General features: G+C 45.6%; 23 protein-coding genes. 9 read left to right on the forward strand and 14 right to left on the reverse strand.

Going from position 1 to position 26191, the window contains the following annotated elements:
- Nucleotides 1–63: 63 nt before the first annotated feature.
- The 6 genes from glnA to add all read left to right on the forward strand — a co-directional run bounded on the left by glnA (nucleotide 64) and on the right by add (nucleotide 8669).
- Nucleotides 64–1473 carry a glutamate--ammonia ligase gene (gene glnA / locus L9Q40_RS16865; RefSeq protein WP_014230521.1) on the forward strand — a complete coding sequence of 470 codons (1410 nt, stop codon included), beginning with the start codon at nucleotides 64–66 and terminating at the stop codon, nucleotides 1471–1473.
- A gap of 195 nt (nucleotides 1474–1668) precedes the next feature.
- Nucleotides 1669–2250, forward strand: coding sequence for a DUF4124 domain-containing protein (locus L9Q40_RS16870; protein WP_498794020.1), 582 nt, complete (start codon nucleotides 1669–1671; stop codon nucleotides 2248–2250).
- A 130-nt stretch (nucleotides 2251–2380) separates the two neighbouring features.
- Complete coding sequence (glnL, locus tag L9Q40_RS16875; RefSeq protein ID WP_014230519.1) at nucleotides 2381–3427, forward strand: nitrogen regulation protein NR(II); 1047 nt, start codon at nucleotides 2381–2383, stop codon at nucleotides 3425–3427.
- Between the two features lie 50 nt (nucleotides 3428–3477).
- Nucleotides 3478–4881, forward strand: coding sequence for a nitrogen regulation protein NR(I) (gene glnG / locus L9Q40_RS16880; protein WP_014230518.1), 1404 nt, complete (start codon nucleotides 3478–3480; stop codon nucleotides 4879–4881).
- Between the two features lie 89 nt (nucleotides 4882–4970).
- Nucleotides 4971–7517, forward strand: coding sequence for a phosphodiesterase GepA (gene gepA, locus L9Q40_RS16885; RefSeq protein WP_498794021.1), 2547 nt, complete (start codon nucleotides 4971–4973; stop codon nucleotides 7515–7517).
- 147 nt (nucleotides 7518–7664) lie between these two features.
- On the forward strand, nucleotides 7665–8669 hold the full coding sequence (gene add / locus L9Q40_RS16890) for an adenosine deaminase (RefSeq protein ID WP_065296114.1): 1005 nt from the start codon (nucleotides 7665–7667) through the stop codon (nucleotides 8667–8669).
- A gap of 67 nt (nucleotides 8670–8736) precedes the next feature.
- Here add and hemN read toward each other — a convergent pair whose 3' ends face one another.
- From hemN to L9Q40_RS16915, 5 genes are all read right to left on the reverse strand, one after another.
- Nucleotides 8737–10128 (reverse strand): oxygen-independent coproporphyrinogen III oxidase, encoded by a 1392-nt coding sequence (hemN, locus tag L9Q40_RS16895; protein ID WP_498794022.1) that lies wholly within the window; start codon nucleotides 10126–10128, stop codon nucleotides 8737–8739.
- A gap of 218 nt (nucleotides 10129–10346) precedes the next feature.
- Nucleotides 10347–10835, reverse strand: coding sequence for a DUF2489 domain-containing protein (locus tag L9Q40_RS16900; RefSeq protein WP_014230514.1), 489 nt, complete (start codon nucleotides 10833–10835; stop codon nucleotides 10347–10349).
- Between the two features lie 7 nt (nucleotides 10836–10842).
- Entirely contained in the window at nucleotides 10843–11385 is a 543-nt protein-coding gene (yihI, locus tag L9Q40_RS16905) for a Der GTPase-activating protein YihI (protein WP_014230513.1), read from the reverse strand.
- Nucleotides 11385–12023 carry a class I SAM-dependent methyltransferase gene (locus tag L9Q40_RS16910; protein ID WP_498794023.1) on the reverse strand — a complete coding sequence of 213 codons (639 nt, stop codon included), beginning with the start codon at nucleotides 12021–12023 and terminating at the stop codon, nucleotides 11385–11387. Before L9Q40_RS16910 ends, yihI begins: the two co-directional genes overlap by 1 nt.
- A 792-nt stretch (nucleotides 12024–12815) precedes the next feature.
- Nucleotides 12816–13433, reverse strand: a complete 618-nt coding sequence (locus tag L9Q40_RS16915) for a c-type cytochrome (RefSeq protein ID WP_014230511.1) — start codon at nucleotides 13431–13433, stop codon at nucleotides 12816–12818.
- A gap of 159 nt (nucleotides 13434–13592) precedes the next feature.
- Between L9Q40_RS16915 and yihA the strand changes: the two genes are divergently transcribed.
- Nucleotides 13593–14252 (forward strand): ribosome biogenesis GTP-binding protein YihA/YsxC, encoded by a 660-nt coding sequence (gene yihA / locus L9Q40_RS16920; protein ID WP_498794025.1) that lies wholly within the window; start codon nucleotides 13593–13595, stop codon nucleotides 14250–14252.
- A gap of 518 nt (nucleotides 14253–14770) precedes the next feature.
- On the opposite strand, the gene spfP is transcribed toward yihA, so the two are convergent.
- From spfP to hemB, 4 genes are all read right to left on the reverse strand, one after another.
- Nucleotides 14771–14818, reverse strand: coding sequence for a small protein SpfP (gene spfP / locus L9Q40_RS16925; protein WP_438356636.1), 48 nt, complete (start codon nucleotides 14816–14818; stop codon nucleotides 14771–14773).
- A 193-nt stretch (nucleotides 14819–15011) separates the two neighbouring features.
- Nucleotides 15012–17804: a DNA polymerase I gene (gene polA, locus L9Q40_RS16930; RefSeq protein WP_065299003.1), complete on the reverse strand. Its 2793-nt coding sequence runs from the start codon at nucleotides 17802–17804 to the stop codon at nucleotides 15012–15014.
- 629 nt (nucleotides 17805–18433) lie between these two features.
- A complete protein-coding gene (locus L9Q40_RS16935; protein WP_065296111.1) occupies nucleotides 18434–18868 on the reverse strand; it encodes a GNAT family N-acetyltransferase in 435 nt (144 codons plus the stop codon).
- A 140-nt stretch (nucleotides 18869–19008) separates the two neighbouring features.
- Nucleotides 19009–20070, reverse strand: a complete 1062-nt coding sequence (hemB, locus tag L9Q40_RS16940; protein ID WP_031779279.1) for a porphobilinogen synthase — start codon at nucleotides 20068–20070, stop codon at nucleotides 19009–19011.
- A gap of 184 nt (nucleotides 20071–20254) precedes the next feature.
- Between hemB and L9Q40_RS16945 the strand changes: the two genes are divergently transcribed.
- Nucleotides 20255–21028 carry a TatD family hydrolase gene (locus L9Q40_RS16945; RefSeq protein ID WP_329347423.1) on the forward strand — a complete coding sequence of 258 codons (774 nt, stop codon included), beginning with the start codon at nucleotides 20255–20257 and terminating at the stop codon, nucleotides 21026–21028.
- A gap of 93 nt (nucleotides 21029–21121) precedes the next feature.
- Nucleotides 21122–22324, forward strand: coding sequence for a cation:proton antiporter (locus tag L9Q40_RS16950; RefSeq protein WP_498794026.1), 1203 nt, complete (start codon nucleotides 21122–21124; stop codon nucleotides 22322–22324).
- A 67-nt stretch (nucleotides 22325–22391) separates the two neighbouring features.
- Here the strand turns inward: L9Q40_RS16950 and tatC are convergent, their stop codons facing one another.
- The 5 genes from tatC to L9Q40_RS16975 all read right to left on the reverse strand — a co-directional run bounded on the left by tatC (nucleotide 22392) and on the right by L9Q40_RS16975 (nucleotide 26181).
- Nucleotides 22392–23138: a twin-arginine translocase subunit TatC gene (gene tatC / locus L9Q40_RS16955; protein ID WP_498794027.1), complete on the reverse strand. Its 747-nt coding sequence runs from the start codon at nucleotides 23136–23138 to the stop codon at nucleotides 22392–22394.
- Between the two features lie 67 nt (nucleotides 23139–23205).
- Nucleotides 23206–23604 (reverse strand): Sec-independent protein translocase protein TatB, encoded by a 399-nt coding sequence (gene tatB / locus L9Q40_RS16960; protein WP_176290552.1) that lies wholly within the window; start codon nucleotides 23602–23604, stop codon nucleotides 23206–23208.
- Between the two features lie 3 nt (nucleotides 23605–23607).
- A complete protein-coding gene (gene tatA / locus L9Q40_RS16965) occupies nucleotides 23608–23865 on the reverse strand; it encodes a Sec-independent protein translocase subunit TatA (protein WP_065296107.1) in 258 nt (85 codons plus the stop codon).
- 49 nt (nucleotides 23866–23914) lie between these two features.
- Entirely contained in the window at nucleotides 23915–25549 is a 1635-nt protein-coding gene (gene ubiB / locus L9Q40_RS16970; protein WP_065296106.1) for a ubiquinone biosynthesis regulatory protein kinase UbiB, read from the reverse strand.
- Nucleotides 25546–26181: a ubiquinone biosynthesis accessory factor UbiJ gene (locus L9Q40_RS16975; RefSeq protein WP_498794028.1), complete on the reverse strand. Its 636-nt coding sequence runs from the start codon at nucleotides 26179–26181 to the stop codon at nucleotides 25546–25548. Before L9Q40_RS16975 ends, ubiB begins: the two co-directional genes overlap by 4 nt.
- Nucleotides 26182–26191: the final 10 nt, after the last annotated feature.

Here is a 26191-nt window from a genome sequence, read left to right on the forward strand (position 1 = left end):
CATTTAAAGAATAGTTCCTAAATCGAGCTTTTACCGCTTATTTAACACTGGAGGTTATCCAAGATGTCAGTAGAAAACGTTCTATCGCTGATCCAAGAAAACGAAGTTAAGTTTGTTGACCTACGCTTCACAGATACAAAAGGTAAAGAGCAGCACATTTCGATTCCTGCTCACCAAATCGACGCAGACTTCTTCGAAGAAGGTAAAATGTTCGATGGTTCATCAGTTGCTGGCTGGAAAGGTATCAACGAGTCAGACATGGTAATGATGCCAGACGCTGCCTCTGCAGTTCTTGACCCATTTACTGAAGATGCAACGCTAAACATTCGTTGTGACATCCTTGAGCCTGCAACTATGCAAGGTTACGACCGTGACCCACGCTCTATCGCAAAACGCGCTGAAGATTACATGCGTGCAACTGGTATCGCAGACACAGTTCTTGTTGGTCCAGAGCCAGAGTTCTTCCTATTTGACGACGTTAAATACTCGAACGACATGTCAGGTTCTTTCTTCAAGATTGACGACGTAGAAGCAGCGTGGAACACAGGTTCTGAAATCGAAGGCGGTAACAAAGGTCACCGTCCTGGCGTTAAAGGCGGTTACTTCCCAGTAGCTCCAGTTGACTCATCTCAAGACATCCGTTCTGCAATGTGTCTAATCATGGAAGAAATGGGTCTAGTTGTTGAAGCGCACCACCACGAAGTTGCAACTGCTGGTCAGAACGAAATCGCGACTCGTTTCAACACGCTAACAACTAAAGCTGACGAGATCCAAATCTACAAGTACGTTGTTCACAACGTTGCTCACGCATTTGGCAAAACAGCGACATTCATGCCTAAACCACTAGTTGGCGACAACGGTTCTGGTATGCACGTTCACCAATCTCTAGCGAAAGACGGTGTAAACCTATTCGCTGGTGACAAGTACGGCGGCCTATCTGAAACTGCACTTTACTACATCGGCGGTATCATCAAGCACGCTCGCGCAATCAACGCATTTGCTAACCCATCAACTAACTCGTACAAGCGTCTTGTACCAGGCTTCGAAGCACCAGTTATGCTTGCTTACTCTGCACGTAACCGTTCTGCTTCTATCCGTATCCCAGTGGTACCAAGCCCGAAAGCGCGTCGTATCGAAGCTCGCTTCCCAGATCCAGCAGCGAACCCATACCTAGCGTTTGCTTCTCTACTAATGGCTGGTCTTGACGGTATCAAGAACAAGATCCACCCAGGCGAAGCGATGGATAAAGACCTTTACGATCTTCCAGCAGAAGAAGCGGCTGAGATTCCAAAAGTTGCTGAGTCTCTAGAAGTAGCGCTTAATGCACTAAACGAAGATCGTGAGTTCCTAACAGCTGGCGGCGTATTCTCTGATGACTTTATCGATTCTTACATCGCACTTAAGTCAAAAGACGTTGAGCGCATCAACATGGCGACTCACCCACTTGAATTCGAACTTTACTACTCTGTATAAGGTTCAGACTGTGTAACATGTAAACACAGTAGCAAAATATTAGGCTCGCCTCGCAGGTGGGCCTTTTTTGTATTCGTCAGTCAAGAATCGCCGTTTAACATGAGGAAATAATTACAATACGCAGAGACTCTTATTATGTGAAACAAGGGACTCCGTAACCTAAACGTGAAAATATCAGTCAAAAGAAGGTGAGCCATGAAAGTTCAGCTTATTACACTCCTGTGCGCTCTCAGCAGTGCATGGAATACCCCCGTAATTGCACAAGTTGCCTATACCTGGGTTGATAAAGATGGCGTGATTCACTTCAGTGACACGCCTCGTCAGGGTGCAAAGGCCATCGCTCTACCTAACTTGGAAGCCTCACCTCCAGCGCCTGAAGTCGAAAGTACCGAATCGCTTGCACCACAAGTGAATAAAACGCCAGACGAATCACAGGACGCGCCTCAGACTCAACCTGAAAAACCCCAACCTTTACAGCTCACCATGCTCAGCCCGACACATGATGCAACATTACGCAGCAATCGTGGGCTAATTGATATTCAGCTTGAAGCAAACCGTAAGCTCGGTATTGGTGAACAGCTACAACTTCTGCTCGACGGTAACCCTTATGGGGCACCCCAAACGCACCTAAATTGGCAGTTAAGTGATATTGACCGAGGGACTCACACTCTTTCAGTTCATGCTAAACGAAGCGGCAAGCTTATTGCATCATCTAGCCCTATAACGGTGCATTTACACAGAGCAAGTATCAAGCCGACCGTAAACGGGGCAAAGTAGAATTTTTGGTGAAAATTTAGCATCACAATGAAGCTTTTCACTTTTTCTTCTTAGTTTTATTGGCCATACTCAATGTTCTATTGCACCATTATTGTGCGTCGCACGATCTTAACGCAAACAAGGACATAATGTGGATACCAATCTTCCAAGTGCCATTCTCAACAATATGGTTACAGCAACGCTGATTCTCGATGATGGGTTGGCGATCCGTTATGCCAACCCAGCAGCGGAGCTGTTGTTTTCACAAAGTGCTAAACGCATCATCGAGCAGTCGTTGTCTCAGCTTATCCAACATGCCTCGATGGATTTGGCGCTGCTCACTCAGCCTCTGCAAAGTGGCCAAAGTATCACCGACAGCGATGTCACTTTCATTGTCGACGGAAAGCCTTTGATGCTGGAAGTGACGGTGAGCCCGATAACCTGGGAAAAGCAGCTTATGCTTTTGGTCGAAATGCGAAAGATCGACCAGCAACGCCGCCTCACGCAGGAGCTCAACCAACACGCACAACAACAAGCAGCCAAGCTTCTTGTGCGTGGTCTGGCGCATGAAATTAAAAATCCATTAGGTGGGTTGCGGGGGGCAGCACAGCTACTGGAAAAGATGTTGCCAGATCCATCCTTAACGGAATACACCCATATTATTATCGAACAAGCCGATCGATTGAGGGCCTTAGTCGATCGCCTGCTTGGCCCTCAAAAGCCAGGTAAAAAGACACAAGAAAATCTCCATCAGGTTCTGGAAAAAGTCCGCCAATTGGTCGAACTGGAGTCGCAAAACTCTATCACTATCGAGCGAGATTATGACCCAAGCCTGCCTGAGATTTTGATGGATGCAGACCAAATAGAGCAAGCAATGCTGAACATCGTCAGCAACGCAGCACAAATTCTGGCGTCTCAAGAGCACGGCAAGATCACCATTCGCACCAGAACAGTGCACCAAGCAAATATTCATGGTAAGCGCTGTAAATTAGCCGCGCGTATTGAGATCACCGATAACGGACCGGGCATTCAACCTGAATTACAAGATACGCTGTTTTACCCAATGGTCAGTGGCCGAGAAGGCGGTACCGGACTCGGACTGTCTATTTCACAGAATTTGATCGACCAGCACAACGGAAAAATCGATGTTGAGAGCTGGCCTGGCCACACCAATTTCACAATTTATTTGCCGATCTGACCAAGTTTAGCTTTGGGTCAGTTTTACGGTTTTGCTGCAAGGACTAGTAGATGAGTAAAGGATATGTTTGGGTCGTTGATGACGACAGTTCAATTCGCTGGGTGATGGAAAAAACCCTTTCTTCAGCCAATATTAAGTGCGAAACCTACGCTGATGGGGAAAGCGTATTAATGGCACTAGAACGCGAAGTTCCTGACGTTCTGGTTTCAGATATACGTATGCCGGGCATTGATGGCCTTGAGCTTCTCAAACAAGTTCAGCGCGACTACCCGGACTTGCCAGTCATCATTATGACCGCTCACTCCGATCTGGACGCGGCAGTTAATGCGTATCAAAAAGGCGCATTTGAATACCTGCCAAAACCGTTTGATATCGATGAAACCCTGACTTTAGTCGAGCGCGCTATCGCTCACAGTCATGAAAATAAACGAGTGCAGATATCACCAGAAGATATCCCTGCCGAAACACCAGAAATCATCGGTGAAGCACCAGCGATGCAGGAAGTGTTTCGCGCGATTGGCCGCCTTTCCCGCTCTTCAATTTCAGTATTGATCAATGGTGAGTCTGGTACCGGTAAGGAGCTTGTGGCTCACGCGCTGCATCGACATAGCCCTCGAGCCAGCAAACCTTTCATTGCACTTAACATGGCAGCAATCCCGAAAGACCTGATCGAATCCGAACTGTTTGGCCATGAAAAGGGAGCGTTTACCGGCGCGAACAATGTTCGCCAAGGCCGATTCGAACAAGCGAATGGCGGTACGTTATTTTTGGATGAAATCGGTGATATGCCATTGGATATCCAGACTCGTTTACTACGCGTTCTCGCTGATGGTCAGTTCTATCGTGTCGGTGGTCACTCGCCAATCAGTGTCGATGTCCGTATCGTTGCCGCAACTCACCAAAACCTGGAAAGACTGGTACATGAGGGTGATTTCCGTGAGGACTTGTTCCACCGCTTGAACGTTATTCGGGTACAAATTCCAGCACTTCGTGAACGTAAGCAAGACATAGAGAAACTGACTCAGCACTTCCTGCTGCGTGCCGCAGACGAGCTTGGCGTTGAAACCAAAACACTGCATCCTTCTACCGTAGAAATTCTCAACCGATTGGACTGGCCGGGCAACGTGCGTCAGTTGGAGAACATTTGTCGTTGGTTGACCGTTATGGCTAGCGGTAGTGAAGTATTACCCAACGACCTGCCTTCAGAACTGCTGCAAGAAAAGAAAACTATCTCAGACTCTACGCAAGGCAGCTGGCAAGAACAATTGGCGGACTGGGCACGTCAATCATTAGCAGCAGGCGATAAAGAACTGCTTTCTTACGCATTACCAGAATTTGAACGCATTTTATTGGAAGCTGCGTTAGAACACACTAAAGGTCACAAGCAAGATGCCGCTAAAGTATTAGGCTGGGGACGTAATACGCTCACCAGAAAATTAAAGGAGTTGTACTGACACTTTGATTAATAATACAGCATAGCTGTCATCTAGTATTAATAAACGTATCAGTACAATATGGCGCACCACCCTTTTGTGATTAGACAATGTCTACTGCTACGACTCAAATTACACTACGTACCGCTGTACTCATCCCATTTGTGATGATTTTCTTATTGGCTATCAGTGTAATGGTCTATGTCCAAAAGCAGAACTACGAAACGGTGGTGACCGATATCAGTGATAAACAACTGTCGGTTTTGACCGAGAGTGTCCACGAGCATCTTAACTGTTTTCTAAATGAGCCTCTGGCTGCCGTGACAACACTCGCCCATAGTGTGAATCATCACAACCTCTTCCACCCTATCGATTCCCATGAGATCCAAACCTACTTACTGAGCACGTTTGAGACCCTTTCAGAGTCTATCCCACAGCTGGATGTGATAGCCTTTGGCTCTGAAAGTGGCGACTTTACCGGTTTTCGTCTGGAGCCTTCTGGCAACTACACTTTAATGCTTCAAAGCCAACAAACCGGTGGTGATCTGGTAATCTACGAAACCAGTCTGATCAGTGACGATATTCGTTCAGTCATTACTTCTTATGACCCGCGCAACCGCCCTTGGTACCAACCGGTAGCCACAAACCAAAGACCAATGTGGTCAGAAATTTATAGTAACTCTGATGAACGCCAAGAGATTACTTTGTCAGCGATGGCACCAGTGTATCTTAAACAAGAGTTGGCGGGAGTATTGGTCGCCGATGTCCGGCTGAATACCTTTAACAAGTTTCTACGCGAAGTAGCACAAAAGACAAAAGCCTCTGTCTTTATCATGGATCAGGAGCATCGCTTGGTCGCACACTCCGAATCCGGCAGTGTCATATCGTGGGGCACACGCTTCTCCGATAAAGGACAGCGTTTATTGGCCTCTGAGAGCACCAATCCAATCATTCAATCCAGCGCCACTCGGGTCCGCTCATTCGATCTTTCCCACACCACGCAAACTTTTACCTTTGTCTTTGACCACAACGGACAACGTATCTTCAGCCGACTCACACCCTATGAAGACCCCAACGGGATTAAATGGTTTATCGGTACCTCTATCTCTGAGGCAGAATTGCTCGGTGTGCTGCCAGACAGTCAGGAAAAAAGCTGGCTTGTGGGCATCATTGTCAGCTTAATCGGCATTGCGATCTGCTGGGTCATTTTCAATCGCATCACAAAGCCAATTAATACCACTGCTGCTGCTGCACTCCAGTTGGCTAAGGGCGATTGGAACAGCAGCTTGCCCAAGCCGGACTATGTGTATGAGACCACGGTGCTTGTTCAGGCATTTAATGAAATGACCGCAAATTTAAAAGCATCATTTACCGCATTACGAGAGCAGTTGGTTTATGACTCACTTACACGTTTATACAGCCGCCAAGGGTTAGTAGAAATGTGTACTCAGCAACGCTGCCTCTGCAACGGAACGCTATTTTTGCTCGGCATCAACCGATTTAGGGACATAAATGACAGTGTCGGCCACCACAATGGCGATCAACTACTGATAGACATAGCGGAAAGGCTGAAACAACAATTTCAAGATGATACTTTGCTGGCCAGGATCGGTGGAGACGAGTTCGCCATTTTTGTATCCAATGTACACAACAGCAATGACGTTCGGCTCATAGAGCGTCGTTTACAGCAACTCTTTGCGACTCCGTTCATCACGCAAGAAGAAGCCGTCATCATGAAAATCTCGCTTGGTATTGTGCAAAGCAAGCAAGGCGAAGATATGTCTTTATGGTTACGTAATGCGAGCATTGCACTGAGTTACGCCAAACAAGATTCTCTCACAAATGTTTGCCATTACAGCCCTGAACTCGCCAGTGCCTCTAAATTCCGCACTCAGATGCTGACTAAGATTCAAACCGGAGTGGAAAACCGAGAGTTCATTCCGCATTATCAGCCGATTATCGACTTGGCAACTGGCAATACCTGTGGTGCCGAAGCTCTGGCGCGCTGGCAGAGTGAGTCAGACATGGTTTCACCGTTGGATTTTATTCCCATCGCAGAAGAGAGCGGGATGATCAAAGCGATTGGTCAACAGATTCTGTTACAAGCCTGTCGCGATACCTACAACGCCATAGAAAATAAGCAGTGGCCATCAGACTTCCAACTGCATGTAAATATCTCGGTTAACCAAATTTCCTGTCCGGACTTTGTCGATAGCGTCACGCGTGTGCTGACAATAACTAAACTCCCAGCCAGTAACCTGACTCTGGAGATCACTGAATCACGCATCATCGATAGCGGCCCGACAACGCTAGATAACATGACAAAACTACGCGATATGGGTATAGGCATCGCGATAGATGATTTCGGTACAGGCTACTCGTCTCTGGGCTATCTGCATACCCTGCCCTTTACATGTCTGAAAATCGATCGCACGTTCGTAAACCAATTAAACCAAGAGAATCTAGAGCGTTCTGTAGTTGCAGCCGTGCTTAATATAACGGCAGGGCTTAAAACCAGCGTTGTAGCTGAAGGGGTAGAAAACGCCTCTCAAGCCCAACTGCTTCGTTCAATAGGCTGCCATCAGGTGCAGGGATTTTATTACAGCCGACCTATGCCACTGGAAGAATGGCCAACACATTTAGTTAACATGGAGTAGAAAAGAGCGAGAATCGTTGAATTCCTGGTCACGCTCTACTGACAATCAACCAAACTGTTAATTATACTTAATTGCAAATCTTCCCAATGTATTGTCACAGATGATGTTTGGGCCTTGTTCCAGTTCATAACTATCCGGATCAACACAATGATAACTAAGAACCTTCCTCTTACCGATTTGCATCGCCACCTTGACGGCAACATCCGTACCCAGACCATTCTAGATCTTGGCCAAAAATTTGGGATGACTCTGCCTGCGTACGACGTTGAATCTCTTACGCCACACGTTCAGATTGTCGAAGCAGAGCCTTCTCTCGTTGCTTTCCTTTCAAAGCTTGATTGGGGCGTAGCGGTACTGGGTGATCTAGACGCGTGTCGTCGTGTTGCGTATGAAAACGTGGAAGATGCGCTGAATGCTCAAATTGATTACGCGGAATTGCGTTTCTCGCCTTACTACATGGCAATGAAGCACAACCTGCCAGTAGCCGGTGTCGTTGAAGCGGTCGTCGATGGTGTTCAGGCTGGTATGCGTGATTTCGGTGTCAAAGCTAATCTGATTGGCATCATGAGCCGTACATTCGGTATCGATGCTTGCCAGCAGGAATTAGACGGTATCCTTAGTCAGAAAGACCACATTGTGGCAGTTGACCTTGCAGGTGACGAGCTAGGTCAACCAGGTGATCGTTTTGTTTCTCACTTTAAACAAGTGCGAGACGCGGGTCTTCACGTGACGGTTCACGCTGGCGAGGCTGCTGGTGCAGAAAGTATGTGGCAAGCAATCAACACGTTAGGTGCAACGCGTATCGGTCACGGTGTGAAAGCGATTGAAGATCCAAAATTGATGGATTACCTAGCAGAAAACCGCATTGGTATTGAATCTTGCCTGACATCGAACATTCAGACCAGCACCGTTGCTTCTCTTGCGAATCACCCGCTAAAACAGTTCCTTGAACATGGTGTTCTTGCATGTCTAAACACCGATGACCCAGCGGTTGAAGGTATTGAACTGCCTTACGAATACGAAGTTGCAGCACCAGCTGCAGGTTTAAGCCAAGAACAGATTCGCCAAGCGCAAATCAATGGCCTTGAGTTGGCATTCTTGTCAGACTCTGAAAAAGCAGAGCTGAAAGAAAAAGTTAAACATCGCGTTTAATTCCGCGAAAAATCATAAAAAAATGCCAGCATTTGCTGGCATTTTTTTATTCGGAATCTCTCGAATTCTAAATCACTCGAGAGAACTGCTGCTGACGAGCCTTTGCACGGAGGTACTTATCGAAACTCATACAGATGTTACGGATAAGCAGGCGACCGCGTAAAGTGACACGAATTTCGTTGTCATCCACTTCGACCAGCTCATCATTAATGAAGGTTTGTAACAGCTCCAAGTCTTCTTTGAAGTACTGATTAAACTTAACCTTAAACTCCGACTCAATGGCTTTTTTATCCAGTTTAAAGTTACAGATCAGTTGCTTAATTACTTCGCGGCGTAGTAAGTCATCCGCATCCAGCGAGACGCCTTTCCAAAGCGCATGACGCAGGTCATTCACCTGAGCGTAGTATTTCTTCAACTCTTTTTGGTTTTGCGCGTAGGCGTCACCAATCATCGAAATCGCCGACACGCCAAAGCCAACTAAGTCACACTCACCCTGTGTGGTATAACCCTGGAAGTTGCGATGCAACACACCTTCTCGCTGGGCAACCGCAAGTTCATCATCAGGTTTAGCAAAGTGATCCATACCGATAAACTGGTAACCCGCATCGGTTAACGTTGCGATGGTATCTTGCAAAATCGCCATCTTTTCTTCGACTTGAGGCAGGTCTTCATCTTTAATCTTACGCTGAGCGGCAAACAGTTGCGGCATGTGGGCGTAGTTAAATACCGACAGACGACCCGGCGACATTTCAAGTACTTGTTCCAATGTCTTAGCAAAAGACTCTTTGGTCTGCTTCGGTAAGCCGTAGATTAAATCCAGGTTTGTCGAGCGGAAGCCCAAGTCTTTCGCACGTGCCACCATATCAAAAATGAACGTTTCATCCTGCTCACGGTTAACCAGTTTCTGCACTTCTTTGTTAAAGTCCTGAACACCGATACTTAAGCGGTTAAAACCTTCGCTGCGCAGGTGATCCAGCATAGTGAGCTCAATTTCTCGCGGGTCAACTTCAATGCTGATTTCGGCATCATCACTGAAGAAAAATTCCTGGCGAAGCAGGTTCATCACACGTGTGATCTGTTTTTCAGATAGGAACGTTGGTGTACCACCACCAAAATGCAGTTGCGTTACGGTTCTGCCCACCAGCAAAGAGGCACGTTGACGAATTTCGTGCTCTAGAACATCGAGGTACTCATCGGCTTTATGCGAGTGACGAGTAATCACCTTATTACAACCACAGTAGTAACAAAGCTTGTGACAGAACGGAATATGGATGTATAACGATAACGGCCGATCAGGGTACTGAGCACATGCCATATCATAATCAGAGATAGTAAATGCTTCGTGAAACTCCAATGCTGTCGGGTACGACGTATAGCGAGGACCGGAATAGTTGTACTTATCCAATACTGCTTGATCCCAAACGATTTGTTGTTTCGATTCAGTGTGTTGATTCGACATGGTGGTACTTTCCGTTAAATGTTAGGGCAACGAAAGCCGTCACCCAATATTCAGAGCTGCTTATTTTGCCACACGACAAAGATAACCGCGGTAATACCTTTTGGCTTTTTAATTATAAAACCAAAGAAGTGCTAGCGTGATCACGATAACCCCAGCTGCCACAAGAGCATAACTGGGGTGAAATTACTGACTCAAGCAATCAAGTAACGTTCTGGTGACTAGATCATCTGAATATTAATTTGATTATTCAGTGGCTGGACGTTTTTCTTCAACAATTCGAGCTCTTTAACGATCGACTCGGTTAAGCGACTTTCCGCTTTCTGACGAGTCAGATTCTGCTGCATACGCTCTTTTTTGGCTAGTTGCTGGCGATCTTCACCGCGCGCCATATCTTTCACAATATGGTAAAGCTCAGAAATTGCAGGATACGTTTTGTCGAAATCAATGCGGTCTTCACCCTGAACATAATCCATGATGCAGTAGACACGAATACTGATTTCCGACAAATCGCACTGGCCTTGAATGCCTGCCTGACACAAGGTATGCACGTTCTCAAAAATGTTGGCGTTACGTTTATCAATCGCCAGTTTTTGATGCTTCAGCTGCAATTCCTTTTGCTTTTTCAATTGAAGCAGAAGGTAACCTGCATAAGAAGCCAGAGCGATAATGATCACCGCCCCTGCAATTGCTAATAAGGTTACGTTCATCGCTTAATTATCCTTTGTAGTCGTCAAAGTTGATATCATCAAAATCCGCAAGAAGATCATCGTCATTACGAGAACCTTTCGCAGCAGGAGCAGTAAAGTCCTCTTCTTCTTCAGGTTCTAACAGACCAAGTTGGTCCATCAACTTCTCGATGCGATCCAGCTTCTCGTCTACGTATTTTTGTAGACCAGTACCCAGATTCTCACCTGCTTCGATACGATCCAACAACACATTCAATTGTGCATCGTTTTCCAGCATCTCCAGCTCTTGTTCTGCAGACAGACGACGCTCTTGCTTGGTCATCTTCTTCGCTGGCTCAACAATCAGAGGGATCTTCTTCTTGCTGCCTAAACGTGGGTCACGATTTTGTGCAGCGGCGCGTTGCTTCTGCTCATTCGCGTCTGAATTACGGTTACCCGTTTTCAAACCTTTGCGCTTTTTCGCACGCTTACGTAAACGGCCTTCCACGTCTGATTCAGTACGGTTACGAGTGACAATAATATCAGGTGCGCCTGCGGCACCCGGCTTTCTAGATTTTTTACTACGGCTCATTACTGGGTCTTCCTCAGTAAAATTACATCATTACCAATAAATTCAAGTTCGAGCTTATCCCGCTCAGCTAGGAACTGGAACGTCTCACGGCTAAAAAACACCACATGCGTTGGGTCGTTCTTATAATGCCACGATTTGAAAGCCTCTGCGTCGATGACCATTTTTGTCATCAGGCCAATCCAGCCCCCTGGCTTAACTAAATTCAACCATTGCTTCCACACCATATCTGGGTGGTAGAGGTGTTCAATCACCTCTGTTGCTGTCATGAAGTCATACTGCTTTTCTAGCACCGATGTATCAGGGTGGTAATAAAGATCATATAACGCCATGCTGTGGCCCGTTTCTTCTAACATCAGAGAAAGTGTCGGGCCCGGACCACAACCAAAGTCGATTCCGTTCGATTGTGGAGAAATTCGCTCTGTCATTGGATCAGTTATTCGCGACAAAAAGCGTCTGTATCCCATATCTTCGGGATTGTTCTCATGCAAATCATAGTGAGCTTTTTCGGTATCTGCATCCAAACGTTGGTCTGGATTTACAAACACCAAACGGCACTGTTCACATTGAAGATACTCGCGACGCTTATCTTCAAAATAATGGTGAGTGTGCTGATTGTGGCATAAAGGACAGGTATGCATGCTGACTTCCTCAAACAGGGATGCGAAACATACCAGAAACTGAACTCAGATTGGAGTGTTACTGAACATTTTTTCAGCAGTTTTTACTAAAAAACTCTGATTCTGATGCGACATCATCTCCTGAGAGAATTTCGACGTCGAATTTATTGTGAAAGAAATAAAAAAAGCGACAGTTAAACTGCCGCTTCCTAATGCCATCTTATGTGGCGAAACTGTGTTGCACGCATTGAGTGCACCAATAATCCTTTTGTTTTTCGAGCTTTCCTTGCCAAAAAGTGTTGTTTTTCATCTTCCTGATGAATTTTGGCTATCCATTAACTTCCTGTCTTCTGGGCAACTTCCTGTGCCTGATCCTTTTCACTGTCTTAACCGTCAGACGAGATGACCATCCTTATCCGGCAGGCTCCCTGCCTACCCAAGTCCTTTTGCAACAACCAAGCATCCCTAGCTTGAATCCCTGAGACCGAAACCTTGGTCTAAATTTCCCTTTGCTCACCCCCCTGTGAACAGCTTCTACTTTACGCCGATCAAACCTTGCGACAAGCCGAGCACAGAAAAAAACTACAGAATTTTTCCTGTTACCAACAAAAGATATTACTAATCATAATCTTAAGGTTAACCGAAGAGAAAAAGGAAACAACAAGTATGGCAAATGTCTTACAAGCTACCGAGCTAGATATCTATTTAGCCACTTACCTCTGGTGTGAGCTAAGTCACCAACAAAAATGCCCCGACGAATTCGCCGGGGCATTTTTGAATAACATTGCTCGAACTATGTAGGGTTATCAGTTATCAGTGCAGACCGCCAACATATTGCGACAGAACTTCAATATCTTCATCTGTCATCTTCTTCGCGATATCACGCATCATGGCATTCATATCGTTACCACGGCTACCATCACGGAATTTAGTAAGCTGAGCTTTGATGTAGTCAGCATGCTGACCAGAAATTTTAGGGAAACCTGAAAGCTCAGTACCGTTACCACGAGCACCGTGACATGCAATACATGCAGTTAGACCACGCTCAGCATCACCAGCGGTGTAAAGCACTTTGCCTTTCTCAACAACGTTTTCAGGTGTTGAGTTCTCTGACGTTGGCAGAGACGCAAAGTATGCGGATAGATCTGCGATGTCTTCATCACTTAGCGGCATTGCCATACCACTCATGACGGGATCGTAACGACCTTGCTTACCACCGCTTGTCATACCTAACTTAAGATCTTGCAACTGTTTTTCAAGATACTTAGCGTGTTGACCAGCGAGTTTAGGGTACATTGCGATTGCACTGTTGCCATCTGCACCATGACAGGCGACACAGGTTTGTGATTTTGCTTTACCAGCCTCAATACTACCTTGGGCCCATACTGAGCAGCTGGCTAAAACACTCAAAATTAGCGCTAATTTCTTCATGACATTCCATTATAATTATCAAGCTTCCAGTACCACGGAATGTGAACATACCGTGTACACTCATGGTACAATAGGCGACCTCATGCCGAGCACGGTTATTTTACACAATTTCACAAAAAAGTAATCAATCGACTACACAAAGTCGAGATGGAGTTAACAGTGAGCGTAAAAATTCATTACCAAAATACGCATTTCATCACCAGCGCACCCGATATTCGCCACTTGCCGGAGGACGAAGGTGTCGAGATTGCGTTTGCAGGACGCTCAAACGCTGGTAAATCGAGTGCACTTAACCGTCTGACTAACCAAAAAAGCTTAGCCAAGACATCAAAGACACCGGGTCGTACCCAGTTGATCAACCTTTTCAAGGTAGAAGAAGGTTGTCATATCGTCGATCTACCGGGATACGGCTTTGCTCAAGTCCCAGTTGAGATGAAGAACAAATGGCAGAAATCTTTGGGCGAATACCTTCAGAAACGCGAGTGTCTAAAAGGCTTAGTGGTTCTGATGGACATCCGTCACCCAATGAAAGATCTCGACCAGCAAATGATTTTCTGGGCTATCGACAGCCGTATTCCAGTGCAAGTGCTGCTGACCAAAGCAGACAAACTGAAAAGCGGTGCCCGTAAACAGACGCTACTGAAAATTCGTAAGCAAGTTGAAACTTTCGGTGGTGATGTAGACGTGGACGTATTTTCGTCTCTGAAAGGTTTAGGTGTTGATCAGCTGCGTACCAAACTGGACACCTGGTTTGCGCCTGCACTGGCACATCTGATTGAAGAAGACGAATTAGAAACGCCAGAGAGCAATGAAGAATAATTAACAATTCTTGTTAAATTTTTGCGATAGCCCTGCCAACCCGTTGGTGGGGCTTTTGTTTATCTAACGAATAAGAAAGGAAATGACAGAAATAAAAATCCCCACCTTCCTGGCAGGGATAACGGGAGAGAAAACTTGGTAGTTGTTATTATGCTGTAAAGCATTACTGAACTATCAAATGATTTCAATAGCATAAAAAGCCTTCAAATTTCCCCACTATAGTCTCCCTGCCATATTCAATTACAATAAAAATGATAAAATTCAAAAACTTAAAATAAATACAACTGTGATTATTACCGACTTAGTTTCTGTGGAGAAAAAATCAGAATGTGACTGGCGTAAATTTACAGGACGTAGAGAACGGCTAAATGCAGAAAAAAGTCAGGTTTTGTAAGGAGTTAAAGAAAGGGGGAGGTTGATGGAAAAGCCAAAAAAACAATAAGTAATTGTTCTTTAACATATTTTTTCTTTGGCCCAATAAAAAACGCCCCAGTCAAAAACTGACTGGGGCGGCTGAATCAGCCTAATCCAATAACGTGAAACAAAAGGTCTGAAAGATAGAACATCTTACCTCTGTACCCTACGAGTATTAATGTACAACAATTGGTCAGAATTGCAAAGAATTTTTGTAGTTTTTTTTCATTAAAGTTTTATTAAATGACAGCAAACCTAAGACTGCTATGTCTTTTTTAATCGTAAAAAAAAGCCAGCGTTTGTGCGCTGGCTCATAATAAATTAGACAAATCGATTTAAAAATGACTAGTGAGCCTGATCCCAGTTGTCACCATGGCCAGCTTCTGCAACAAGAGGCACTTTCAGCTCTGCTGCAGATTCCATCAATTTCTGTACTTTACTTTCAATTTCGGACAATGATGACTCTTCAACCTCAAATACCAGTTCATCGTGTACTTGCATCAAAAGTTTCACTCGACCGTCACCTTCAGCCTGAATCCATTGGTCAACAAGTAACATCGCTTTCTTGATGATGTCTGCCGCTGTACCTTGCATTGGCGCATTGATCGCCGCACGTTCTGCTGCTTTACGACGCATCCCGTTACGAGATTTAATCTCTGGTAGGTGCAAACGACGACCAAAGATGGTTTCAACATAACCTTGATCGGCTGCAGCACTGCGCGTGTCTTCCATATACTGCATCACACCTGGGTAACGCTCGAAGTACTTATCCATGTAGGTTTGTGCTTCTCCACGTGGGATACCTAACTGTTTCGCTAAGCCGAACGCACTCATACCATAGATAAGACCGAAGTTAACCGCTTTCGCTCGGCGACGCTGTTCACTAGAGACTTGATCAATACCCACGCCCATGATTTCAGCGGCAGTGGCTGCGTGAATGTCTTTACCATCGCGGAATGCATCAAGCAGAGCCTGGTCGCCAGAAAGGTGAGCCATAATGCGCAGTTCGATTTGTGAATAGTCGACCGCCAGAATTTTGTAACCCGTCGGTGCAACAAATGCCTGGCGAATACGGCGTCCTTCTTCATTACGAATTGGAATATTTTGCAGGTTTGGATCGGTTGATGACAAACGACCAGTCGCCGTTACCGCTTGATGGTAAGACGTATGTACGCGTCCTGTGGTTGGATTAATCATCTTCGGCAGTTTATCGGTGTAAGTCGATTTCAGCTTTGCCAGACCACGGTATTCAAGAATCAGTTTTGGTAATGGGTAGTCTAGAGCCAATTCTTGCAGGACTTCTTCGTTGGTCGAAGGCGTGCCAGATGGTGTCTTTTTCACTACCGGTAAACCCATTTTCTCAAACAGGATAGCTTGTAACTGCTTTGGTGAGTTCATGTTGAACTCTTGCTCTGCAATTTCGTAAGCTTTTTTCTCAAGCTCTTCAAGGCGAGCGGCGATTTCTACCGACTGAGCGCCCAGCTTCATGTCATCAATCAATACCCCAGTGCGCTCGATACGAGAAAGCACAGGAACAAGCGGCATTTCGATATCTTCGTACACCGATTTCAGCTTTTCGTCTTGCTCAATATTGGCAAACAGACGGTTGTGCAGACGAAGCGTCACATCTGCATCTTCTGCTGCGTATGGGGACGCTTGATCGAGTTCAATTTGATTAAAAGTAAGCTGCTTTTTACCTTTACCTGCAACTTGCTCAAAGGAGATGCAGCTATGCTGAAGGAAACGTAGCGCTAAGCTGTCCATATCATGTTTGCCGCCTACGCTGTTGTATACGTAAGAAGCCAGCATGGTATCGTGCTTAATACCTTTCATCTCAATGCCGTAGCGAGCTAAAACAGATGCATCGTATTTCAGGTTCTGGCCGACTTTCGCTTGCGACTCATCTTCTAAGATAGGTTTTAACTGCTCTAACACCCAGTCGCGGTCTAGCTGCTGCGGTGCATCAAGGTAGTCATGAGCAACAGGGACATAAGCTGCGATGCCTTCGTCTACCGCAAACGAGAGACCAACCAGATTCGCTACCATGTAGTCGAGGCTGTCCGTTTCCGTATCGAAAGCAAACAATTCAGAGGCTTTTAGTTTTTCTAACCAAGCATTAAAAGACGCTTCGTCTAAAATGGTTTCGTACTGACTGCGATCAATCGTCACTGCTGACGTTTCCATCTCAGCATGAGAAGAAGCTGATGATGCGCGTGCAGACCCAGCCATTTCGACCGCTTCTACAGCGCCTGAGCCGCCTTCTAACAGCTCATTGAGCCAAGACTTAAACGTCAGTTGACCATATAACTTGATCAGCTCGTCTTTGCTTGGTTCTGCTTTGAGCAGTGATTCCGGCGTTTCTTCCAGTTCAACATCGAGCTTAATAGTGGCAAGTTCGTACGACAGCATTGCATTTTCTTTGTTGTCGACTAGCTTCTTCGCCATGGTTTTTGAACCACGGAAACCCAGTGGAGCAATATCATCTAAGTTTTCGTAAAGCTTCGTCAGGCCACCGATACCTTGCAACAACGCAGTTGCAGTTTTATCACCCACGCCCGGTACACCCGGAATGTTGTCGACTTTATCGCCCATTAACGCCAGGTAATCGATGATCAACTCCGGTGGAATACCGAACTTTTCAATCACACCTTCACGATCCATCACAACATTGGTCATGGTGTTGATCAGGGTGATATTGTCATCCACCAACTGCGCCATGTCTTTATCACCGGTACTGATCAATACTGGCATGCCTTTTTGTGATGCCTGATAAGCCAAAGTACCAATGACGTCATCCGCTTCTACGCCAGGAACACAAATTAAAGGCAAGCCCATTGCGCGAATCACATTATGTAACGGCTCGATTTGGCAACGAAGATCATCCGGCATTGGCGGACGATTCGCTTTGTATTCTGGATACATATCGTCACGGAAGGTTTTACCCTTCGCATCAAAAACCACTGCAATACGATCAGACGCAAACTGACGCATCATACTGCGTAGCATGTTTACTACACCGTAGACGGCATTAGTTGGTATTTCACCATTACTCATTGTGCCTGGGTAGGCGTGAAAAGCGCGATATAGATAAGAAGAACCGTCGATAAGAATCAGCGGATTTTCAGGAATACTTGCCATAATTGTCTGTATCCAAGTCAGTACTTAATAGATCTGCTTAGGATGCCATGACTACTGATCCGAATCTATCTTGTTCGCTCGATCCAGATCGCGTAAATATTTCGAGCTGATACACTAAAACTCAACCCCTCCTGTGGATAACTCTGTTTATATTATTTATCCACTGGTTATACAAGATTACAAAACAAAGAAAATAACCAAGTTAAGTTACTAATAATATTAAATAATTTTATTTTAAGATGAAAAGATCAACGATCCAAAAATGATCATCAAATGTGGAAAAGTTATGAATCGTGGCGTCAAATGAAATCGTAGAAAAGAAAAAAGCGACCCAATTGGGTCGCCTAGCAGAAGTGGTAAAGCAATTTTTTATCAAGCTGCTTAACCAAGAAGCTATAAATTACACTGGAAGCAATGTGAGCAATGTCGTGTCAAAAAGAGTTCGTGCAAGTTCTTGGAAACTGTTTCATCACCTTCTCAACACCAGTTAATCAACTTCTGTTAATCAACAACTATTAATAAGTAAATCAACGTCCTTGTGAACCATTCCTCATTCCCTAAGACAGGATTAATAATAATGATTCTCATTTAACTGTCAACAATTAAATGAGAAAAAATCTCATTTAATTTCACATTGCTTTAATGAAGTGTACTCTAGATTCGCGAAGATTAACGTTTTCATCAAATTTTTCAATGAGATAACCATTTCGCAATAACAATCTAAGCATAGCTGGGAATTGGTTACGAGACTTCACTTTAAGGGTTTTATAACCTTGCTCAGCCACCCACTCTTCTTGGGCCTCTAACAGCATTTGTGCAACCCCTTCATTACGAGCCTGAGGAGCTACGCCACCAAACCAGCTGTAAAAAGTATCATCATCCAATTCATAACCAATTTTGAAGCCTAAAATCGAACCGTTCTTCTCAGCCACTAGAATTAAGCTGTTTTTATCGCCGAGACGCTGTGCCATAGACTCCATTGTTTCTCCATTGGCAAACTCTTTTACGTGAGTTACCACCTGAAGTGCCTCTTCCAACGTGCCTTCACGAATCAGCATTGTCATTGTTCTCTCCCCAGAAATTTAATACCCAAGCACCTTGGACTGCTGCTATGTAAATAAGCCATATTTGATCCGCCAGAGGTTACTTGGGTATATACAGACGAACAACTATTGTCGGTCTGGTTTTTCTCACTAAGCGATAATTACTCTTCTGTCGCTTCCTGAGACATATTTAGATATTGAGCCGCTTGAGCGTTTTCTTCCGCTAACCACTCCGCCACATCTTTGGCAAAGTAAGTCAGGATGCCATCAGCGCCCGCACGTTTGAAACATAGCAATGATTCCATCACCGTTTCACGCTCTTTTAACCAACCATTTAGAATCGCTGCTTTATGCATCGAGTACTCACCCGACACTTGGTAAGCAAATGTCGGCACCTGCAACTCAGTCTTCACACGGCGTACCACATCCAGATAAGGCATCCCCGGCTTAACCATTACAGAATCGGCACCTTCATTGATATCCAGCGCGACTTCGTGAATCGCCTCATCAATATTCGCCGGATCCATTTGGTAGTTTTTCTTGTTGCCACCTTTAAGGTTAGACGAAGAACCGACCGCATCACGGAATGGCCCGTAGTAGTTCGAAGCGTATTTCGCAGAGTAAGCCATGATTTGAGTATGAATATGGCCTGCTTCTTCTAGCGCTTCACGGATTTTACCAATACGTCCATCCATCATGTCTGATGGCGCAACAATATCAGCACCCGCTTCTGCGTGAGACAACGCCTGTTTAACCAACACTTCAGTAGTTTCATCATTCATTACATAGCCGTCTTCATCAATGATGCCGTCTTGGCCATGCGTGGTAAATGGATCCAGCGCAACGTCGGTAATAACACCGATTTGAGGGATATGCTCTTTAAGAGAACGCACTGCACGCTGAACTAAACCTTCTGGGTTATAGGCTTCGGTCGCACATAAGCTTTTCGCATCCTGGTTTACGACAGGGAAAAGCGCGATTGCAGGTACACCTAGATTTGCAAGGTATTGCGCTTCTTCTAGCATTAAATCAATAGACAAACGCTCTACACCCGGCATGGACTCTACGCTTTCACGACGATCTTTGCCCATCAAAATGAACATTGGGTAAATCAAATCATTAACAGAAAGTTGGTTCTCAGCCACTAGACGGCGGCTAAAGTCATGCTTACGTAAGCGACGCATACGGCGTGCAGGGAATGGACCTTGAATTGATACAGACACCATTTTCTCCTTGTCTGGACGGTTATGATGATCAAATCATCTGGTGGATAAAATCATATCACTCTTGATGCACCTTGCGGGTGACAATCTGGAAAAAGGCGCGGAAAAAAACTGAAAATGACCCCGCCCTCACACTCAAGTATACTTCTCACAAGACCTAAAAAACGAAGCACAGAGACGAACCATGATCGATACCCACGCGCACATATACGCCAGCGAATTTGATAATGACCGCGATGAAGTAGTAAAACGCGCGCTAGAACAAGGCATTAATAAGATTCTGCTGCCAAACATCGATCTGGAGTCGATTGAGCCGATGCTGCAAACCGAACAGGCTTATCCTGAAGTATGCCATTCGATGATGGGCCTTCACCCATGCTATGTGGATGATAATGTTGAACAAACGCTGGAAATCATTCGCGGCTGGTTTGAGAAGCATAATTTCATCGCTGTGGGAGAAATTGGTATCGATCTGTACTGGGATAAAACCTACCGAACTGAGCAGGAAATGGCATTTATTACCCAACTTAACTGGGCAAAAGAGATGGACTTACCTGTTGTGATCCACACTCGTGATTCCATCGAAGAAACATTAACTCTGCTACGCCAGGAGCAAGATGGCCGCTTGCGTGGCGTATTTCATTGTTTTGGTGGCAGTTTAGAAGAAGCAAAAGCGATTAACGAGTTGGGCTTCCACCTCGGCTTAGGTGGCGTATCAACGTTTAAAAATGGTGGGATGGACAAAGTTATCCCTCACCTCGATATGCAGTGGGTCATACTGGAAACTGACTGCCCTTACTTAGCGCCAGTCCCACATCGCGGGAAACGCAACGAGCCAGCCTACACTTCTCTCGTTGCCCAGCGTATTGCTGAACTGAGAGACTTAACCATTGAAGAAGTAGACACAGTGACGACAGCGAATGCCGAATCTTTGTTTAATTTACCTTCAACTCAATAAGTTACTCAGCAACAAACTAAAAACTTTGCGATAGCTATTGCTACACTGATACAAAGTTGTTCAAAAATCAGCATGACGTACAAGGAAGTACTTATGGATTTGGAGCGTATCTATTTTGTTATCAGCATTCTCGCAGGGATTGTTTTCTTATATACCCTGATAGCAAAGCGCATCGAAAATTCCGCAATATCTGGACCGATAGTTTATGTCGCTCTGGGATTGCTGCTAGGTGAATATGGTCTGGGGATAATCGGATTATCAGCAGAAGCCAATGACTTAAGACTGCTAGCCGACCTGACGCTGGCTTTAATTCTTTTCTCAGATGCCGCTCACTCCAATCTCACCGTATTAAAACAAAAAGCCGTTTATCCAGTCCGAATGCTCATGTTTGGACTGCCAGGCGCGATTATCTTGGGAACATTCGTCGCGGTTATTCTGTTTGACGTATTGTCGGTTATAGAAGCTGCCATCCTCGCTACTATGCTCGCGGCAACCGACGCGGCACTGGGCAAAGCCGTCATATCAAACCCGAAGGTACCGACTCCCGTAAGCGAAGGACTCAATGTAGAGAGCGGACTTAATGATGGTCTGTGCGTCCCAATCCTGTTGCTTCTCATCGCCGTAGAAACCAGTACTACACATGCTGACATCAGTACGCATCATGCTTTGATGGTGTTTGCTGAAGAGCTGGGTATAGGCACATTGGTTGGATTGTCGCTAGCCTACATTGGCGCCAAGCTACTCTACTGGAGCGCGAAGAAAAAATGGCTCAGTGAAATTTGGGTTCAGCTGACAGTGGGCGCTATTGCCCTTACCAGCTTCGGTTTAGCGCAAACTCTACACGGCAGTGGCTACATTGCGGCATTCACAGGTGGGCTTCTGTTTGGTCATCTTGCTTCTCGCCATACTCACAAACTGGTATTGACCACAGAGAGCCTCGCAGAGCTATTAGCCATGCTGACTTGGATTCTTTTTGGCGCGGCTGTTGTGGGGCAAGTTCTCGGGCTTTTCTCCATCAACATGATGGTATACGCCCTCATCAGTTTAACGCTGATTCGAATGATCCCTATCTATCTCTCATTTATCGGCACTTCCGTACCCGCCCGTCACCGTTGGTTCATGGGATGGTTTGGTCCGAGAGGTTTAGCGAGTATTGTATTTACCATCATCGTCTTAGATGCGGAGTTACCAGGGGGACGCTTTATTGCATTAACCGTAGCTTGCACCGTAATACTAAGCCTTGTTTTACATGGCATCACGGCAAGGGCACTGTCAGAGCGTATTGGAGCCGATTAGCATTAACAGAAAAGAAAAAGCGGCTCTATTGAGCCGCTTTTTTACTGATAATTTTACGAACCAAAGACTACTCTTCTGCTTCGTCTTCCTCATCTTTACGTGTGTAGAAACGCGCAAACAGCAAACCGACTTCAAACAGCAAACACATGGGAATAGCCAGCAGAGTCTGCGAAATCATGTCAGGTGGCGTCAACACCATACCAACAACAAACGCTGCCACGATGATGTATGGGCGTTTTTGCTTTAGATCTTGTGGTGTCGTTGCACCCGTCCAGCACAGTAGAATGATCGCGACCGGTACTTCAAAAGCAATACCAAACGCCATAAACAGCGCCAGTACAAAATCCAGATAGCTGGAAATGTCAGTGGCAAACTCTACACCACCAAGCGAAATCGCGGTGAAGAAGCCAAACACGAGCGGAAATACAACAAAATACGCAAACGCCACACCGCAGTAGAACAGCAAAGAGCTGGAAAACAGCAACGGCATGATCAAACGACGTTCGTGCTTGTATAAGCCCGGTGCCACAAATGCCCACACCTGATACAAAATAAATGGCACGGCAACAAATACCGACGCAATCAGAGTCAGTTTAAGTGGCGTAAAAAATGGTGACGCAACATCAGTTGCAATCATCGTCGCCCCTTCAGGCAGACGTTCTACCAAAGGTGCTGAGATAAACTCGTAAATATGGTTAGAGAAATAAACTAGCCCGACAAACACCACCAACACTGCCAATATTGAACGCAGTAGTCGGTTGCGAAGCTCCAACAAGTGACTAATTAAAGGTTGTGTCTGCTCGACGGTAGACATGGCAAACCTCTTTGTAAAAACCAGATCAAAAAGGAGCTACTTATCCTAGCAGCTCCTCCTAATGAGACTATTCGGCTTTTTTATCTGCCGCTGTAACCTTGATATCTTCCGCTTTCTCTACCGACTCAACGACAGGCTCTGCTTTCACAGGTTTAGCGTCGGACTCAGTTTTTTCCGCGTAAGGGCGGTTTACAGATTGCGCAGCTTGTTTAAGTTCTTCCACAGAAGACTTCAATTCAGGGGATAAATCTTTCATCCCCATTTGCTCAGCTTTGCGCAAGTTCTCTTGCAGCTCTTGGACTTTCAGCTCGTGTGACAATTCGTCTTTGACGCTATTTGCCATACTCTTAGCGGCACCGACAAAGCGGGACACGCTACGAATAGCATGAGGCAAACGCTCCGGTCCAAGAACGACCAGACCAACAACAGATATTAATACCAGTTCCCAAAAACCGATATCAAACACGTTTTACGCCTGCTCTTTGTCTTTTTTCGTTTCAGGTGCAGCTTCTTTTTGTTGCTGCGTCTCTAAACTTTTTGGCTCGAAGTCTGCGTCTTTAGCGTCTTTAGCATTTTTCGCAGCATCTTCGTCATCGCTCATTGCTTTTTTGAAGCCCTTAACGGCACCGCCTAGATCACCACCGATACCACGTAGCTTCTTGGTTCCGAATAGTAATACAACAATTACAGCAATGATTAGAAGTTGCCAAACACTGATACCACCCATTCTTTTTACCTCGGGTCTTTAAACAAAATGTATTTCAAGAGTTTACCGTCTATCGACGATAAGCTCGCCAACTAAACAGCCAGAATGTGACACCTGCAATCCCACAGGCGAACGATAGCTGCTCATAAGCGTTATCCACCAATATTGCCGAGCATACGACTAAAGTGGCGCCAACACCAAATAAAAACTTACCTGTCGCCTGCTGTCGCTTACTTTGACGGTAGCCCTGATAAAGCTGATCCATACGTTGGTTCATCGCCTTACCTTGTTTGAGACTATCATAAAGCAGCTCTGGCAATTCCGGTAACTTCTCCGCCCAAAATGGTGCGCGATCTTTAATGGCATTCACTAAAGCTTGCGGACCGACTTGGTTCATCATCCATTCTTCAAGGAACGGTTTTGCGGTTTCCCACAAATCAAGCTGCGGATAAAGTTGTCTGCCAAGCCCTTCCACGTACAGCAAGGTTTTTTGCAGCAATACCAGTTGAGGTTGAACCTCCATATTGAAACGACGTGCAGTATTGAACAGATTCAATAGCACGTGACCAAAGGAGATTTCACACAGTGGCTTAGCGAAAATTGGCTCACAAACAATGCGAATCGCAAACTCAAATTCGTCAACATTGGTATCTGCTGGCACCCAACCTGAGTCCACGTGCAATTCCGCCACTCGACGATAATCACGATTGAAGAACGCAAGGAAGTTTTCCGCCAGATAACGTTTGTCTTCACTATTAAGTGTACCAACGATCCCACAATCTAACCCAATCCACGTTGGGTTTTCCGGGTGATCAGGTTTAACGAACACATTACCGGGATGCATATCGGCATGAAAGAAGCTGTCTCTGAACACCTGAGTGAAGAACACACTCACGCCGCGTTCAGCCAGCAGTTTCATATTGGTGCCATTTGCTATCAAGCCTTCTATATCAGAAACTTGAAAGCCATATATTCGCTCAGAAACCATGACAGTTTCATTACTGAAGTCAGGAAAAACTTCAGGAACGTATAATTCTTCGCTATCTTCGAAATTTCGACGCAATTGAATCGCGTTAGCCGCCTCACGACGCAGGTCGAGTTCATCGAGAAGCGTTTTCTCGTATTCACGAACAACTTCGACCGGTTTTAAACGACGTGCTTCAGGCATTGCCCCCGCGACTATACGTGCCATTCGGTGCATCAGTTTTAGATCGGAATCAATAACTGGACGAATATCTGGGCGAATGACCTTTAATACCACTTCTTGGTTAGTGTCTTTGAGTCGTGCAGTGTGCACCTGAGCAATAGACGCAGAGGCCAGTGGTTTAATATCAAACTCGGTAAACCAGTTTTCGAGCGGACCACCTAACGCCTTTTCCATTTGCTGTTTTGCCAGTTCACCATCAAATGGGGCAACCTGGTCCTGAAGCAACGCAAGGGGATCGGCGATATGAGGGGGGAATAAGTCACGGCGGGTCGACATCATCTGACCGAACTTGATCCAAACCGGACCCAGCTCTTGTAACGCTAAACGAAGTCGCTCACCTAGAGGCTTCTCGGGGTGTTTATTTTTAATCCAGAACAGGCTTTTGCGCATCCAAAGCGGCGCTTTCGTCAGTTGATGCTCCGGCAACAACTCATCCAGCCCATATTCCAGTTGTACTTTAACGATGTGATATAAGCGCTTTATTTCTGCTGGAGTCATGGTTTCTCCAACGCAGGCTTATCCGCATCTAATTTATCAAGCAGAGCATTCAGACGAGCTTCCACTCGTGATGCCTGACTGCGTACTTCGTCCACTTGATCGCAAAAATGCGCGACTTCGAGCGGCGCTGGCGCGAATTTCCACTCTTCTGTCACCACCTGCGCTAGATGTCGCTGGTGTTTTTCTGCTTGAGAAACGAAAAAGTTACCGACGTTTTTTGAACCCTGCACGACCGTATGGGCTACGACATCTCCAGTCACTCGCGACAGCCATTCTTCAATGTCTGGTTTGCAATCTACCATCAACTGAGAGAATTTTTGTGCCAGTTGAATATCGCCTTCCAACTCAAGCTTATCTTGCTTGATAAGACGGGTGATGTTGGCTTGATCTCGCAGTTCCGGCAACACACTCTGGTTGAGAGACAAATAACAGTCAGGATGACCTTCATAGTTACCCAAAACATCAATCTGCTGACTGAAAACAAAGGTCAGCGTCTTATTGATTTCTTTCAGGTGAACTTGAATAACCTGGCCTTTCAGACGTGCTAAACGACGACCCAGAGCAGGATCGTCTTTAATCAGTGTGTTCAGCGACGTTTCAATGACGGCAGTAATAAGAGGTTCAAATGGCATGCCGTTAACC

It is taken from the genome of Allocatenococcus thiocycli (assembly GCF_921292965.1).
GTDB classification, from domain to species: Bacteria; Pseudomonadota; Gammaproteobacteria; order Enterobacterales; family Vibrionaceae; genus Vibrio; species Vibrio natriegens.

Coding starts and splice junctions, on each gene's coding strand:
- L9Q40_RS16910 (WP_498794023.1), bottom strand. CDS start 12,023: ATGCATACCTGTCCTTTATGCCACAATCAGCACACTCACCATTATTTT.
- polA (WP_065299003.1), bottom strand. CDS start 17,804: ATGGCAAGTATTCCTGAAAATCCGCTGATTCTTATCGACGGTTCTTCT.
- L9Q40_RS16915 (WP_014230511.1), bottom strand. CDS start 13,433: ATGAAGAAATTAGCGCTAATTTTGAGTGTTTTAGCCAGCTGCTCAGTA.
- glnA (WP_014230521.1), top strand. CDS start 64: ATGTCAGTAGAAAACGTTCTATCGCTGATCCAAGAAAACGAAGTTAAG.
- L9Q40_RS16935 (WP_065296111.1), bottom strand. CDS start 18,868: ATGACAATGCTGATTCGTGAAGGCACGTTGGAAGAGGCACTTCAGGTG.
- yihI (WP_014230513.1), bottom strand. CDS start 11,385: ATGAGCCGTAGTAAAAAATCTAGAAAGCCGGGTGCCGCAGGCGCACCT.
- tatC (WP_498794027.1), bottom strand. CDS start 23,138: ATGTCTACCGTCGAGCAGACACAACCTTTAATTAGTCACTTGTTGGAG.
- hemN (WP_498794022.1), bottom strand. CDS start 10,128: ATGTCGAATCAACACACTGAATCGAAACAACAAATCGTTTGGGATCAA.
- add (WP_065296114.1), top strand. CDS start 7,665: ATGATAACTAAGAACCTTCCTCTTACCGATTTGCATCGCCACCTTGAC.
- gepA (WP_498794021.1), top strand. CDS start 4,971: ATGTCTACTGCTACGACTCAAATTACACTACGTACCGCTGTACTCATC.
- L9Q40_RS16945 (WP_329347423.1), top strand. CDS start 20,255: ATGATCGATACCCACGCGCACATATACGCCAGCGAATTTGATAATGAC.
- L9Q40_RS16950 (WP_498794026.1), top strand. CDS start 21,122: ATGGATTTGGAGCGTATCTATTTTGTTATCAGCATTCTCGCAGGGATT.
- L9Q40_RS16975 (WP_498794028.1), bottom strand. CDS start 26,181: ATGCCATTTGAACCTCTTATTACTGCCGTCATTGAAACGTCGCTGAAC.
- tatA (WP_065296107.1), bottom strand. CDS start 23,865: ATGGGTGGTATCAGTGTTTGGCAACTTCTAATCATTGCTGTAATTGTT.
- ubiB (WP_065296106.1), bottom strand. CDS start 25,549: ATGACTCCAGCAGAAATAAAGCGCTTATATCACATCGTTAAAGTACAA.
- L9Q40_RS16870 (WP_498794020.1), top strand. CDS start 1,669: ATGAAAGTTCAGCTTATTACACTCCTGTGCGCTCTCAGCAGTGCATGG.
- glnG (WP_014230518.1), top strand. CDS start 3,478: ATGAGTAAAGGATATGTTTGGGTCGTTGATGACGACAGTTCAATTCGC.
- L9Q40_RS16900 (WP_014230514.1), bottom strand. CDS start 10,835: ATGAACGTAACCTTATTAGCAATTGCAGGGGCGGTGATCATTATCGCT.